The organism is Planococcus beigongshangi (assembly GCF_016820495.1).
In the GTDB taxonomy this organism is placed as follows: Bacteria; Bacillota; Bacilli; order Bacillales_A; family Planococcaceae; genus Planococcus; species Planococcus beigongshangi.
Window position 1 is genome coordinate 733,811 of the sequence record NZ_JADHDU010000001.1, and the last position, 14,537, is coordinate 748,347.

General features: G+C 48.4%; 14 protein-coding genes. All 14 read left to right on the top strand.

From position 1 onward, the window contains the following. Position 1: 1 nt before the first annotated feature. The 14 genes from sdaAA (at position 2) to IQ294_RS03510 (ending at position 14,398) form a co-directional block, all read left to right on the top strand. Positions 2–901: an L-serine ammonia-lyase, iron-sulfur-dependent, subunit alpha gene (gene sdaAA / locus IQ294_RS03445; protein ID WP_203332600.1), complete on the top strand. Its 900-nt coding sequence runs from the start codon at positions 2–4 to the stop codon at positions 899–901. Then, positions 891–2,933: an ATP-dependent DNA helicase RecG gene (recG, locus tag IQ294_RS03450; protein ID WP_203332601.1), complete on the top strand. Its 2,043-nt coding sequence runs from the start codon at positions 891–893 to the stop codon at positions 2,931–2,933. Before sdaAA ends, recG begins: the two co-directional genes overlap by 11 nt. A gap of 90 nt (positions 2,934–3,023) precedes the next feature. Beyond that, positions 3,024–3,608: a transcription factor FapR gene (gene fapR, locus IQ294_RS03455; protein ID WP_203332756.1), complete on the top strand. Its 585-nt coding sequence runs from the start codon at positions 3,024–3,026 to the stop codon at positions 3,606–3,608. Then, positions 3,605–4,597, top strand: a complete 993-nt coding sequence (plsX, locus tag IQ294_RS03460; protein WP_203332602.1) for a phosphate acyltransferase PlsX — start codon at positions 3,605–3,607, stop codon at positions 4,595–4,597. Before fapR ends, plsX begins: the two co-directional genes overlap by 4 nt. After that, positions 4,594–5,529, top strand: a complete 936-nt coding sequence (gene fabD, locus IQ294_RS03465) for an ACP S-malonyltransferase (protein WP_203332603.1) — start codon at positions 4,594–4,596, stop codon at positions 5,527–5,529. The genes plsX and fabD overlap by 4 nt, the downstream gene beginning before the upstream one ends. Beyond that, entirely contained in the window at positions 5,526–6,272 is a 747-nt protein-coding gene (gene fabG, locus IQ294_RS03470; RefSeq protein WP_203332604.1) for a 3-oxoacyl-[acyl-carrier-protein] reductase, read from the top strand. The genes fabD and fabG overlap by 4 nt, the downstream gene beginning before the upstream one ends. Positions 6,273–6,312: 40 nt before the next feature. Further along, positions 6,313–6,549 carry an acyl carrier protein gene (locus IQ294_RS03475; RefSeq protein ID WP_033543709.1) on the top strand — a complete coding sequence of 79 codons (237 nt, stop codon included), beginning with the start codon at positions 6,313–6,315 and terminating at the stop codon, positions 6,547–6,549. A gap of 134 nt (positions 6,550–6,683) precedes the next feature. Further along, positions 6,684–7,439: a ribonuclease III gene (gene rnc, locus IQ294_RS03480; protein WP_203332605.1), complete on the top strand. Its 756-nt coding sequence runs from the start codon at positions 6,684–6,686 to the stop codon at positions 7,437–7,439. A 3-nt stretch (positions 7,440–7,442) separates the two neighbouring features. Next, positions 7,443–10,991 carry a chromosome segregation protein SMC gene (gene smc / locus IQ294_RS03485; protein WP_203332606.1) on the top strand — a complete coding sequence of 1,183 codons (3,549 nt, stop codon included), beginning with the start codon at positions 7,443–7,445 and terminating at the stop codon, positions 10,989–10,991. 15 nt (positions 10,992–11,006) lie between these two features. After that, complete coding sequence (gene ftsY / locus IQ294_RS03490; RefSeq protein WP_203332607.1) at positions 11,007–12,023, top strand: signal recognition particle-docking protein FtsY; 1,017 nt, start codon at positions 11,007–11,009, stop codon at positions 12,021–12,023. A 67-nt stretch (positions 12,024–12,090) separates the two neighbouring features. Next, positions 12,091–12,414 (top strand): putative DNA-binding protein, encoded by a 324-nt coding sequence (locus tag IQ294_RS03495; RefSeq protein WP_203332757.1) that lies wholly within the window; start codon positions 12,091–12,093, stop codon positions 12,412–12,414. A 12-nt stretch (positions 12,415–12,426) separates the two neighbouring features. Then, a complete protein-coding gene (gene ffh, locus IQ294_RS03500) occupies positions 12,427–13,785 on the top strand; it encodes a signal recognition particle protein (RefSeq protein WP_203332608.1) in 1,359 nt (452 codons plus the stop codon). Positions 13,786–13,878: 93 nt separating this feature from the next. After that, positions 13,879–14,151, top strand: a complete 273-nt coding sequence (gene rpsP / locus IQ294_RS03505; RefSeq protein WP_033543714.1) for a 30S ribosomal protein S16 — start codon at positions 13,879–13,881, stop codon at positions 14,149–14,151. Positions 14,152–14,164: 13 nt separating this feature from the next. Continuing rightward, the gene (locus IQ294_RS03510; protein WP_203332609.1) at positions 14,165–14,398 is read left to right on the top strand and encodes a KH domain-containing protein; all 234 of its coding nucleotides are present in this window, start codon (positions 14,165–14,167) and stop codon (positions 14,396–14,398) included. Positions 14,399–14,537: the final 139 nt, after the last annotated feature.

The window sequence follows — 14,537 nt, forward strand, 5'->3', positions numbered from 1 at the left end:
AATGGATGTATTATTCCGTAACGTTAAAGAATTGGTCGAACGGGCTGAATCTGAAAATAAATTGATATCTGAAATAATGATTGAACAGGAAATTATGATTACCCAGCGCACGCGTGAAGAGATCATGGCGCAGATGGAGCGAAATCTTACGGTCATGGAAGAAGCGGTGGAAAAAGGTCTGAAAGGTGTCCAGTCGGTTTCCGGATTGACTGGCGGAGATGCTGTATTGCTGCAGGCTTATATCGATAAAGGAAATACATTGTCGGGGCCGCTTATGCTGGATGCTGTCAGCAAAGCTGTAGCGACAAATGAAGTAAATGCGGCGATGGGAACGATCTGTGCCACGCCGACTGCAGGTTCTGCAGGCGTAGTGCCGGGGACATTATTTGCAGTCAAAAACCAATTGAACCCGACACGTGAACAGATGATCCGTTATTTATTCACATCAGGAGCATTCGGATTTGTAGTGGCCAATAACGCATCGATTTCCGGTGCGGCGGGCGGCTGTCAGGCGGAAGTCGGTTCAGCAGCGGCGATGGCAGCAGCGGCCATTGTTGAGATGGCAGGCGGATCACCGCAGCAGAGCTCGGAAGCTTTTGCCATCACGATGAAAAATATGCTGGGCCTGGTCTGCGATCCGGTGGCGGGATTAGTGGAAGTTCCTTGTGTTAAGCGGAATGCCATGGGAGCTTCGAATGCAGTGGTCGCAGCTGATATGGCGCTGGCGGGAGTAACAAGCCGCATTCCGACCGATGAAGTGATCGGTGCGATGTTCGAAATCGGCCAATCGATGCCATCAGCATTGAAAGAAACCGCAAAAGGCGGACTTGCGGCGACTCCGACAGGCAAATGGCTTGAGTCGAAAATCTTTGGCGGCTCGGTAGTCGGCAGTGGCAGGTAAAGATTCTGTCGCCGCCTTGAAAGGCGTCGGCAAACAGGCAGCTGAAACATTGAAGGAAATGAACATTGAAACCATCCATGATCTGATCATGACATTTCCTTTCCGCCACGAAGATTTTCAGCTGAAAGATCTGGTGGACACACCACATAATGAACGTGTAACTGTGGAGGGAAGGGTCGAAAGCGAGCCTTCCGTCCTTTTTTTAGGAAAAAATAAATCCCGTACTACAGTCCAGGTGATGGTTGGCCGCCATTTGATCAAGGCTGTTTTCTTCAACCAGCATTATGTAAAAGCTAAACTTCATATCGGTGAGATCATTACGTTGACCGGCAAATGGGATCGCGGCCGCCAGATCATCACGGTGTCGAGCCATACCCTTGGTCCGCGCATGGATGGGGCTGATTTTGAACCCGTATACAGCCTGAAGGGTTCGATGCATCAGAAGACGTTCCGGAAGCTGATGCGCCAGGCGCTGGATCTCGCGAAGGATGACCTCGAAGAATGCATCCCTTCAAAATATCTGCATGAATATAAATTGGTGCCACTTGCTGATGCATTGGAATGGGTCCATTTTCCGCCGGACGGCGAATCGCTAAAACAAGCGCGGCGACGCTTCGTTTATGAAGAGCTTTTAATGTTCCAATTAAAGATGCAGGCGCTGCGTAAAAAGAACCGCGAAGAAGAAGGCGGCTCGTTCATTGATTACGATGTGGAAAAAGTCCGCAGGTTCGTTCAGTCGCTGCCGTATGAATTGACTGAGGCGCAGAAACGCGTCGTCAACGAAGTTTCCAAGGATATGAAAGAACCGTTCCGGATGAACCGGCTTCTTCAGGGGGATGTAGGATCCGGTAAAACGGTGGTCGCCGCAATCGCCCTGTACGCCACTGTTACGGCGGGACTGCAAGGTGCGCTGATGGCGCCGACTGAAATCCTTGCGGAGCAGCATGCCAATACACTGGTGCAGTGGTTCGGTGATTTTCCAGTGACGATCGCTCTATTGACAGGTTCCGTGAAAGGAAAGAGAAGACAGCTGATCCTGGATCAACTGGCGGCAGGGGAAATCGATATCCTGATAGGGACCCATGCGCTGATCCAGCCTGATGTGAAATTCAAGAACCTGGGTCTCGTCATCACGGATGAACAGCATCGTTTTGGTGTGGATCAGCGGCGTGTCCTGAAAGACAAAGGCTATAATCCGGATGTCCTGTTCATGACGGCTACGCCGATTCCGAGAACACTGGCGATTTCTGCATTTGGGGAAATGGATGTTTCGGTCATCGATGAAATGCCGGTCGGCCGAAAAGAGATCCAGACCTTCTGGATGAAGAAAGATATGTTCGGCAAAATTGTAGGGCGTATGGAAAAAGAGCTTGCTGCCGGGCGGCAGGCGTATGTGATCTGTCCGCTGATCGAAGAATCGGATAAACTCGACTTTCAGAATGCGGTCGAATTATACAGCCAATTATCGAGTTATTTCCACGGCAAATATACAGTCGGCCTCATGCACGGACGCCTCCATTCGGATGAAAAAGAGGAAACGATGCGTTCGTTTTCTGAAGGTGAAATCGCCGTGTTGGTATCCACTACCGTGGTGGAAGTCGGAGTCAATGTCCCGAATGCTTCGTTCATGCTGATATATGATGCAGAGCGTTTCGGTTTATCGCAGCTCCACCAATTAAGAGGCCGGGTCGGACGCGGCAGCGAACAATCCTATTGTGTGCTGCTGGCTGATCCGAAAACCGAAATTGGGAAAGAGCGGATGACCTCGATGACGGAAACGAATGATGGATTTGTGCTCGCTGAAAAGGATTTGAAATTGCGGGGGCCAGGGGATTTCTTCGGTCGGAAGCAAAGCGGGTTGCCTGAGTTCAAGATGGCGGATCTGATCCATGATTACCGGGCCCTCGAAACAGCAAGAAAAGATGCCGAGAGTCTCGTTAACAGCGAAGAATTCTGGACGAGCGATGGAACCGCATGCCTGCGGAGGATGCTCGAGGAATCCGGTGCTTTATCGATGTCCCGGCTCGACTGAGGATGCATTGGCATTATTTGCCCTTGCATTCTTTTTTTTATTTCCATATACTGATGTTAGTACCAAGTGCTAATAGCGGGCGGTGACATGATGAAACGTACAAAAAGAGAACGCCAGACAGCGTTGAAAAAATCGATAGAAGAAAATCCATTCGTGACGGATGAAGAATTGTCTGCTGAATTCGATGTCAGTGTTCAGACAATCCGGCTCGACCGGATGGAACTCGCTATACCGGAATTGCGTGAGCGCATCAAACACGTGGCCGTAAAGACATTTGAAGACGAAGTGAAATCCCTTCCGATTGACGAAGTGATTGGTGAGATCATTGATATCGAGTTGGATGAAAAAGCGATTTCAATATTTGATGTCAAAGCGGAACATGTTTTCCAGCGCAATCAGATTGCCAGGGGACACCATCTTTTTGCCCAGGCCAACTCGCTGGCGGTGGCAGTGATGGATGAGGAATTGGCGTTGACCGTGAAATCCGAACTGCAATTTCTGCGTCCGGTAAAAGCCGGGCAGCGAATTGTGGCCAAAGCGACAGTGATTGAACGGCTGCCGGAAAAAAACAGGGCATCTGTAAAAGTCGTTTCGACGGTTGATCAGGTGACTGTATTTATCGGCACATTTGAAATGTACCGAATGACAGAACAAAGTGAAGGTGAAGTTGGATGAAAATAGCTGTGGACGGCATGGGTGGAGACAACGCCCCGAAAGAAATTATCGAAGGTGTATTTAAGGCTTTGGAAGAATATCAGGATTTGGAAGTCCAGCTTTTCGGCCATCAGGATAAAATGCAGCCATACATAAAAGAGCACGACCGGTTAACGGTTTTTCATTGTGAAGAGATGATTGAAGCGGAAGACGATCCAGTCCGTTCAGTCAGACGAAAAAAAGATGCTTCTATGGTGCGCATGGCACAGGCTGTAAAAGACGGCACTGCCGATGCTTGTGTATCTGCAGGCAATACAGGCGGTTTGATGTCCGCCGGTTTATTCATCGTTGGACGTATCGACGGCGTCGACCGACCTGCACTCGCTCCGACTTTACCTACGATCGATGGCACAGGTTTTGTCATGCTCGATATGGGGGCGAACGCAGAAGCTCGACCGGAACACCTCGTACAATACGCGATCATGGGCAGTATCTATGCAGAAAAAGTGCGGGGTATCCAAAATCCGAGAGTCGGACTCTTGAACATCGGAACGGAAGAGAAAAAAGGGAACGATCTGACCAAGGCTGCTTTTCCTCTATTAAAGGAAGCTCCTGTCAACTTTATCGGCAATGTGGAATCGCGTGACCTGTTGAACGGAGTCGCGGATGTTGTCGTGACGGATGGTTTCACGGGCAATATGGTGCTGAAAACAATCGAAGGCACCGCGATGAATGTATTTGCGATGATCAAAGATGTATTCATGTCATCGATGAAAACAAAGATTGCAGCTGCTCTTGTAAAAGAAGATATACGGGGATTGAAAGGTATGCTCGATTACAGTGAATACGGCGGTGCAGGTTTATTCGGCTTAAAAGCGCCTGTCATCAAAGCGCACGGATCTTCCAACAGTACAGCCCTCTTCAATGCAATCCGCCAGACCCGAACAATGGTTGAATTTGACGTAACCGGCACCATCTACAACACGTTGAAAAAGGAGCAGGCAGAATGACTAAAATAGCATTTATCTACCCGGGACAAGGCTCCCAGACAGTCGGAATGGGCGCATCCTTTTTAACTGATGAAAGAAGCAAGGGGTTCTTCGATATTGCAGATGAAGTACTGGGCATTCAGCTGTCGAAACTGATGCTGGAGGGACCTGCTGAAGAGCTGACCCTTACTTATAACGCCCAGCCGGCTCTGCTGACAGTCAGTTCAATGATTACTGAGCGGCTGGCACGTGCCGGCATCGTCCCTTCCTATACGGCTGGCCATAGCCTGGGGGAATACAGTGCGCTCGAAGCATCGGGCGTCATGAAATTCGAGACGGCTGTGGATATCGTACATAAACGGGGACTTTTCATGAATGAGGCGGTTCCTGCGGGTGAAGGGACAATGGCGGCCATTCTTGGCATGGCCAGTGAAGAGCTTCAAAAGGTGACGAATGAAGTCACGGATACGACTGGCGTTGTCCAATTGGCCAATTTGAACAGTCCTGGACAAATCGTCATTTCAGGAACAAAAGCGGGTGTCGAGGAAGCTTGCCGCCTTGCGAAGGAAAATGGCGCAAAACGTGCAATTCCGCTTGATGTCAGCGGTCCGTTCCATTCGGAATTGATGCGTCCGGCTTCCCAGGACCTGGCAGAAGTGTTGAGCAAGGCGTTCCTCTTGGATGCCCACGTTCCGGTTATCGCCAACGTAACGGCGGAGCCTGAAACGAATGCTGCGCAAATTCAGGATCTGCTCGTGCGCCAATTATATTCTCCGGTATTATGGGAGCAATCGGTGCAGAAGATGATCGAATTGGGAGTTACAGTATTTATTGAAATCGGTCCGGGGAAAGTATTGAGCGGGTTGGTGAAGAAAATAGACCGTTCGGTGACCGTGTTGCCGGTTAATGATTTGGAATCCTTGGAAAAAGCGATTGAGGAGCTGAAGAAATGAGCGATCTTACGGGTAAGACAGCCATCATAACAGGTGCTTCGCGGGGCATAGGGGCAGAAATCGCCCGTCGTTTTGCGCAGGCAGGGGCGAAAATCGTCGTCAATTACAGCGGCAGCCAGTCTAAAGCGGAAGCAGTCGTTGAATCGATCAAAGAAAATGGCGGTGAGGCAATCGCCGTCAAAGCGAACGTTGCAGATTCCGCTGATGTCAAAGCGATGGTGGATGCAGCGATGGAGGCCTTCGGTTCCGTCGATATCCTGGTGAATAACGCAGGCATCACCCGTGACAATCTGATGATGCGCATGAAAGATGATGAATGGGATGATGTCATCAATACCAACCTTAAAGGGGTGTTCGTCTGCACGAAAGCAGTGACGCGCCAAATGATGAAGCAGCGGGCGGGCCGAATCGTCAACATCGCATCGATTGTCGGTGTCATGGGCAACGCCGGCCAGGCCAATTACGTCGCTTCGAAAGCAGGCGTCATCGGGCTTACAAAAACGACGGCACGCGAACTGGCTTCGCGGGGCATCACAGCAAATGCCGTGGCGCCGGGATTCATCACAACAGATATGACAGACAGCTTAAATGAAGACATTCAGAAAACGATGATGGGGCAGATTCCGCTTGGCCGGTTCGGCAAGCCGGATGAAGTGGCGAAAGCGGCGTTGTTCCTTGCGTCGGATGAAGCTTCCTATATGACCGGACAAACGCTCCATATCGATGGCGGCATGGTCATGTAAATTATTTTTCAGGATACCGCATTGAGGGGAGGTGACGACATTGGCAACAGTACTGGAGAGAGTAACGAAAGTAATCGTGGATCGTCTGGGTGTAGAAGAGAACGAAGTGAAACTTGAAGCTTCATTCACAGGAGACCTTGGTGCAGATTCATTGGATGTAGTTGAACTGGTTATGGAACTTGAAGACGAATTCGACATGGAAATTTCTGATGAAGATGCAGAAGGCATGTCTACAGTAGGAGACGCAGTTTCTTACATTGAAAAGAAGCAAGCATAAATAAATTTGAATGATGAATGACCTTGACGCATGACTGCCCGAAGCTGGAGCAGACATGCGTCAATTCATTTTTTGCGTTAAAGCGCGAAAACAGGTAAAATTGACTGAAGAACAATACAGGAAGGCAGATAAAAATGGCAATGAAAAAAAACCTTAACCAACAGAAGCCGGGAGTGCTGAAAGAAAGTGTGAAAGATGCATTCAGCCAGCTTCAAACTGAGTTGAATGTCACCTTCCGAAACCCCGCATTATTGTATCAGGCTTTTACCCATTCATCTTATGTGAATGAGCATCGGCGGAAAAAATTCACTGACAACGAGCGTCTCGAATTTCTTGGTGACGCAGTATTGGAATTATCGGTTTCCCATTACCTCTATATGAAGTACCCGGATATGAGCGAAGGTGAATTGACGAAACTGCGGGCATCCATTGTCTGCGAACCGTCACTTGTACTTTTCGCCAATGAACTGGATTTCGGTAAATATATATTGCTCGGCAAAGGCGAAGAGCTGACCGGCGGAAGAACGCGTCCGGCACTTCTGGCTGATGTATTCGAGTCGTTTATTGGAGCTTTGTATCTGGACCAGGGACTGGAACCGGTCGTTTCGTTTTTAGAAGTGATTCTTTTCCCCAAAGTGGAAATCGGTGCTTTTTCGCATGTGATGGATTATAAGAGCCAGCTGCAGGAAATCGTGCAGCAGAAAAACTCCGGAGCATTGACTTATGAGATCATCGAAGAAAAAGGGCCCGCCCACAGCCGGGTTTTTGTAACGCGTGTCACCCTGGCCGACCAGGAACTTGGTGTAGGAAATGGACGGTCCAAAAAAGAAGCGGAACAGCAGGCAGCCCAGCTGGCAATCCGTAAATTGCAGCAAGCAATGGAGGACTAGAGAATGTTTTTGAAGAGATTGGAAGTAATGGGGTTCAAATCGTTTGCTGATCGCATCGGCATCGATTTTGTTCCGGGTGTTACAGCAGTCGTAGGACCGAATGGCAGCGGAAAAAGCAATGTCACTGATGCGATCCGCTGGGTTCTGGGTGAACAATCCGCAAAATCCCTTCGCGGCGGGAAGATGGAAGACGTCATTTTTGCCGGCAGCGATTCAAGGAAACCCCTTAATTTTGCGGAAGTTACTTTAGTTCTTGATAATACGGATGGACGCGTCCCTCTTGATTACACTGAAATCAGTGTGACGAGAAGGGTTTTTCGCAGTGGGGAAAGTGCTTATTTATTAAATAAACAAAATTGCCGGCTGAAAGACATTACAGATCTGTTTATGGATTCGGGGCTTGGCAAAGAAGCATTCTCGATCATCTCGCAAGGCAGGGTCGACGAAATTCTCAACAGCAAAGCCGAAGAACGCCGTTCGATTTTCGAAGAAGCGGCAGGCGTACTGAAATATAAGCAGCGCAAGAAAAAAGCGGAAGTTAAATTGAACGAAACAGATGAAAACCTGAACAGGGTGCTTGATATCCTGCATGAACTGGACGCCCGAATGGAACCGCTTCAGATTCAGGCATCGACAGCCAGGGATTACCTGACGATGAGTGAAGAACTGAAAGATGCGGATATCGCGCTGTTGGCATTCGACGCTGAGCGTCTATACAGTGAACTTGGGCAATTAGGTGAAGATGCAGAAGCACAAAGCGCTAAAGAACAGGTGTTATCAGCGGAAATCGCTGAAAAAGAACAGGCGGTTGCTGAAATCCGCAAAACGCTGAATCAGCTGGATGCGCAGATCGATACTGAACAAAGCAGCCTTATCGAAGCCAGTTCCGAAACGGAAAAATGGGAAGGCCGCAAATTACTGATGTCGGAGAAAAAGTATAATGCGGACCGGCAGGCAAAACAGCTGCGTGAAAATCTGGAAGCCGAGCTGTCTGAAAATGGATTGTTAGCTGAAAAGCATGAAGAACAGCTGAAATTGCTGCAGGAACGAAGAGCTGAACAGCAAAAGATAAGGGATTCCATCAGACAGCTGGAAGACCAACTAAGCAAAACGCCTGCTGATATTGAAATCGAGATCGAATCGTTCAAATCGCTGTATATCGAGCTGATGAACGAGCAGGCGACGGTCAGGAACGAACTGAAAAATATCGGTCTGCAGGAGCAGCAATTGTCTGAATCGACAAGCAGGATTGCCTTTCAGCAGGAAAATTTCAGCAGTGAACTGGACAGGCTTGAAAAGGAAAAGCAGACAGCGGAACAAAAATACGAGACGATCAAAGGTTTATTGGAAGAGAAACGCCGTTTATACAGAGACATGGAAAAAGAATTCATTGATTTGAAAAACGGCTTTGATAAAAAACAGAATTTGCTGTTTCAGGCCTATCAATCACAAAAACAGCTGGATTCCAGAATCCAGACCTTGCAGGAATTGGAAGCTGACTTTTCCGGGTTTTTCCAAGGTGTCAGGGAAGTCCTTCAGGCACGTGAAAAAGGGCAATTAGAGGGGATCGTCGGTGCAGTGGCGGAAATCGCCCAAGTAAACCAGGATTATGCGAAAGCGATCGAAACCGCACTTGGTGCTTCCAGTCAGCATATTGTCGTAAAAAATGAAGAAAATGCGCGCCGCGCCATCAATTTCCTGCGTGAAAAGAGGGCTGGCCGCTCCACTTTCCTGCCGATGACCGTCATGAAACCGAGAACGATTCCGGATTATACGCTGACTTCTGTGCGTGAGCATCCGTCGTTCATCAAAATGGCATTTGAACTGGTGGATTATGATCCGGCCTACAGCATGATCATTGAAAACCTGCTGGGCAACGTCATCATTGCAGAAGACCTGAAAGGTGCAGGGGCGATCGCTAAAATCACCGGCAACCGCTACAGAGTTGTAACGCTGGATGGGGATATCGTCAATGCCGGCGGATCGATGACGGGCGGAGCCAATAAAACACAGGCATCATTCTTTACGCGAAAAGCGGAATTGGAACAACTACTGGTGCAGGCTGCGGAATTGAAAGATACGATTGCAGTCGCTGAAAAGACAGTCCAGCAGGAACAGGCAGTTGTACACGCAACGGAGCGGAAACTGAATGACCTTCGTTCTGAAGGTGAAAAGTACCGTGATCTGGAATCCGAGCGTGCGATGACCCTGCGCGAGATAAGTGCTGTCCTTAATACGACTAAAGACCGTTTCAAAGTCTTTCAGGCAGAACAGAAAAACAAGGATTCCGATCTGGATGCCATGACCCGCCGTAAACAATCGGCCGCGGACCGGCTCGGTGAAATTACGGCGGAACTTGGCGGCACTTCAGAGAAAATTGAAGAATTGACTCAGTTCAAACAGCAAAATGAACACGCACGGGATGCCGTGCTTGTTAAATTCGCAGACCAGAAATCCCGTCTCGCAGTTATGAAAGAGCGTGTCAGCCAGCTGACTTCAAGCGAAGCGGAATTATTGGAACGAAAAACCAAAAGCGACCGCAAACTTGCTGACATCCGTACGGAACTCGAATGGCTGCAGTCAGAAGAAGCTGCAAAGGTTTATTCGGATGAGGAAATCGTTTCGGAGATTAAGAAGTGGTCACAGAAAAAACAGGCTGGCCAGCAGATTGTCGAACAGCTGAAATTAGAGCGTACTGAAAATCACGGCCGCCTGACCAATCTTGAACAGGAATTGAAGGAAATTCAGCGGCTTCATAAAGGATTTGTTGAAGCGGTGAGGATCAGCGAAGTCAAAGCGACCCGCCTTGAGGTTCAGATCCAGAATCTGCTCGGGCAGCTCGAAACGAATTATGGCATGACGCTTGAGAAGGCTGCTGAATTTGAACTGGCGGACGACGAAGAGATCGTGCGCAAAAGTGTGAAATTGCTGAAACGGTCGATTGAAGAGCTCGGACCGGTCAATATCGGTTCGATCGAAGAATTCGACCATGTGTCGGAGCGCCATAACTTCCTGACTGAACAGCGCAATGACCTGAACGAAGCGAAAGATACCCTTCGTACAGTCATCCGTGAAATGGACGAAGAAATGACCGCGCGTTTCGATGACACGTTCCACGCGATCCGTTCGCATTTCCAGCGCGTCTTCAAGGAATTGTTCGGCGGTGGATCTGCAGATCTGGTGCTGACCAATCCGGAAGATCTGCTGACGACGGGTGTGGAGATCATTGCGCAGCCGCCAGGCAAAAAACTGCAGAATCTGAGTTTATTGTCCGGTGGCGAACGTGCATTGACCGCTATCGCCTTATTGTTTGCCATCCTGAACACCCGCCCGGTGCCGTTCTGTATACTGGATGAAGTGGAGGCGGCGCTCGATGAATCGAATGTTGTGCGCTACAGCCAATACTTGAAGAAATTCAGTGAAGACACGCAGTTCATCGTCATTACGCATCGCAAAGGGACGATGGAAGGCGCGGATGTCCTCTACGGCATCACGATGCAGGAATCAGGTATTTCCAAACTGGTTTCTGTTAAACTGCAGGAACAACTATAACTGAGGAGTGATCTGGTGAGTTTCTTTAAAAAGTTGAAAGATAAATTTGCCGGCAATGCCGAGCAGGAGAAATCCACAGAAAAATACAAAGATGGCCTGGCGAAAACACGTACAGGATTCACATCGAAGATAAATGACCTTGTAGCGAAATACCGTAAAGTGGATGAGGACTTCTTTGAAGAACTGGAAGAAGTGCTGCTCCAGGCCGATGTCGGTTTTGAAACGGTCCTGGAACTGATGGATGATCTGCGTTTTGAAGTTCAACGCAAAAACGTGAAGGATACCTCGAATGTCCAGTCAGTCATCTCCGAAAAACTGGTGGAAATCTACCAGTCGGGTGACGAGGAACTGAATGAGATCAATTTTGCGGACGGCCTGACTGTTATTTTAATGGTGGGAGTCAACGGTGTCGGGAAAACGACGACGATCGGAAAATTGGCGCATCGCCTTAAAAATGAAGGGAAGACGGTCCTTCTTGCAGCGGGGGACACTTTCCGCGCAGGCGCCATCGAGCAGCTGGATGTATGGGGGAAACGTGTGGGCGTGGATGTCATCAAGCAAGCTGCGGGTTCCGATCCGGCGGCAGTCATGTATGATGCAGTCCGGGCGGCGAAATCACGCGGCGTGGATGTCTTGATCTGTGATACGGCGGGACGCCTGCAGAACAAAGTCAATTTGATGAATGAACTCCAAAAGGTCCACCGCGTCATTTCCCGGGAAGTGCCGGGCGCACCTCATGAAGTGCTGCTGGCACTCGATGCCACAACAGGACAGAATGCGATGATCCAAGCGCAGACGTTCAAGGAAGTAACAGAAGTTACCGGCATTGTCTTGACTAAATTGGATGGCACAGCCAAAGGTGGTATCGTGCTGGCTATCCGCAGCAAATTGAAGATACCGGTGAAATTTGTCGGACTCGGTGAGCAGATGGATGACCTGCAGCCGTTTGATCCGGCGAAATATGTCTATGGATTGTTTGCGGAAGGGCTCGACAAAGAAGATAAGCTGGAAGCTGAACGGGCAGACAAGTAAAATTACTTGACGGCTGATTTTTATTTCAGTATTGTTGGATGTAGTATGAACGGGGTGAGCAGACATGATGGGTTTGGAAAAAACGACGCGAATGAATTATTTATTCGATTTCTATCAGGAATTGCTGACGCCAAAACAGCGCAGTTATATGATGCTGTATTATTTGGATGATCATTCATTAGGCGAAATTGCCGAAGAATACAATATTACGCGCCAGGCGGTCTATGATAATATCCGCCGCACTGAAGCGATGCTGGAAGAGTATGAAACGAAACTGCAGCTGTTCGATAAATTTCAGCGGCGGCAGGAGCTTGTTGCTTCATTTGAGAAAAAGCCCTTCACTGAAGAAAATATCCATCAATTCCTCAGTGAATTAAAAGAATGGGACTAGGAGGCGGAACGAATGGCATTTGAAGGTTTATCCGAACGCCTGCAAGGCACGATGACCAAGATCAAAGGCAAAGGGAAAGTGTCTGAAGCAGATGTTAAAGACATGATGCGTGAAGTCCGCTTTGCGCTGATCGAAGCGGATGTCAACTTGAAAGTCGTCAAGGAATTCGTCAAGAAAGTCAGCGAACGCGCTGCCGGTTCGGATGTTATGGAAAGTTTGACGCCGGGCCAGCAGGTCGTAAAGATCGTCAAGGACGAATTGACTGAGTTGATGGGCGGCGAAGAAAGCAAGATCAATTTTTCGACAAAACAGCCGACAGTCATCATGATGGTCGGTCTGCAAGGTGCCGGTAAAACGACCACTACAGGAAAATTGGCGGGATTGCTCCGTAAAAAACATAACCGTAAACCTTTATTGGTGGCAGCAGACGTATACCGTCCGGCAGCGGTCCAACAGTTGGAAACAATTGGTAAACAGTTGACGATTCCGGTGTTTTCGAAAGGCACGGACATCTCGCCGGTGGAAATTGCACGCCAGGCGATTGAACATGCCAAAGCGGAACATCTGGATACAGTGATCATCGATACGGCGGGTCGCCTGCATATCGACGAAAATCTGATGCAGGAATTGAAGGATATCCGTTCTTTGAAAGAACCGGATGAAATCTTCCTGGTTGTCGATGCGATGACCGGGCAGGATGCGGTCAATGTCGCTCAAAGCTTTGATGAAGCGATTGGCATCTCAGGGGTCGTCCTGACTAAACTGGACGGCGATACGCGAGGCGGGGCTGCGCTCTCGATTCGTACTGTTACCCAGAAGCCGATTAAATTTATCGGGATGGGCGAAAAAATGGATGCACTCGATGTATTCCATCCGGAACGCATGGCTTCGCGTATTCTGGGCATGGGCGATATGCTGTCGCTGATCGAAAAAGCACAGACCAATCTCGATGAGGAAAAAGCGAAACAGCTGGAAGAGAAATTCCGTACGTCTTCATTCACTTTTGATGATTTCCTCGAGCAGATGGCACAGGTCAAACAAATGGGACCGCTTGATGAAATCCTGAAAATGCTGCCTGGCGCCAATAAAATCAAAGGGCTTGAGAATGCAAAAGTGGATGAAAGTCAGATGGGCCGTGTTGAAGCGATCATCTATTCGATGACAAAACAGGAGAAAACCACTCCTGAGATCATCAACTCAAACCGCAAAAAAAGAATTGCGCGCGGATCCGGAACATCCATCCAGGATGTCAACCGTCTGCTGAAACAATTCGAGGACATGAAGAAAATGATGAAACAAATGTCAGGAATGAACACGAAAAAAGGCAGAAAAAAGATGTCGATGCCAGGTTTGGACTCGCTTTTCAAATAATTTTTTAAGGTGTTAAGAAAAAATACTTTACAAACTATTTAAAGCTTGCTAATATAATATCTTGTGTGAAACTATTCGGAGGTGCTTTAAGAAATGGCAGTAAAAATTCGCTTAAAACGTATGGGAGCTAAAAAATCTCCTTTCTATCGTATTGTTGTTGCTGACTCACGTGCTCCACGTGACGGCCGTCAAATCCAGACAGTAGGTACTTACAACCCGCTGACAGTTCCAGCTGAAGTGAAAATCGACGAAGAATTGGCGTTGAAATGGCTTCACGATGGTGCTAAACCATCTGATACTGTTCGTAACTTGTTTTCTCAAAACGGCATTATGGAGAAATTCCATAACGACAAATTAAACAAGTAAGGGAGTTTTTCTTGTGAAGCAGCTGATTGAAACCATTGTGAAACCGCTGGTCGATCATCCGGAAGAAGTTCGTATTGAAACTGACGAAAATAACAGCCGTATTGTCTACAAGCTTTCCGTGCATCAAAGCGATACAGGGAAAGTGATCGGTAAGCAGGGCCGTGTGGCGAAAGCCATCCGTGCCATCGTGTATTCAGCAGCAGGCAATCATCATAAGAAGAAGACTTACCTCGATATCGTGGATTAAGTAAAAGGAAGGAGCCCCGGTTCCTTCCTTTTTTCTTGGAAAAGCTGATATTAATTTTTAATAACCGATATTCCGCAAAACAGCTTCGAAGACATTAGCCGACGCGTGCGAGGCTATGTCTTTGCGACGAAGCAGCGTA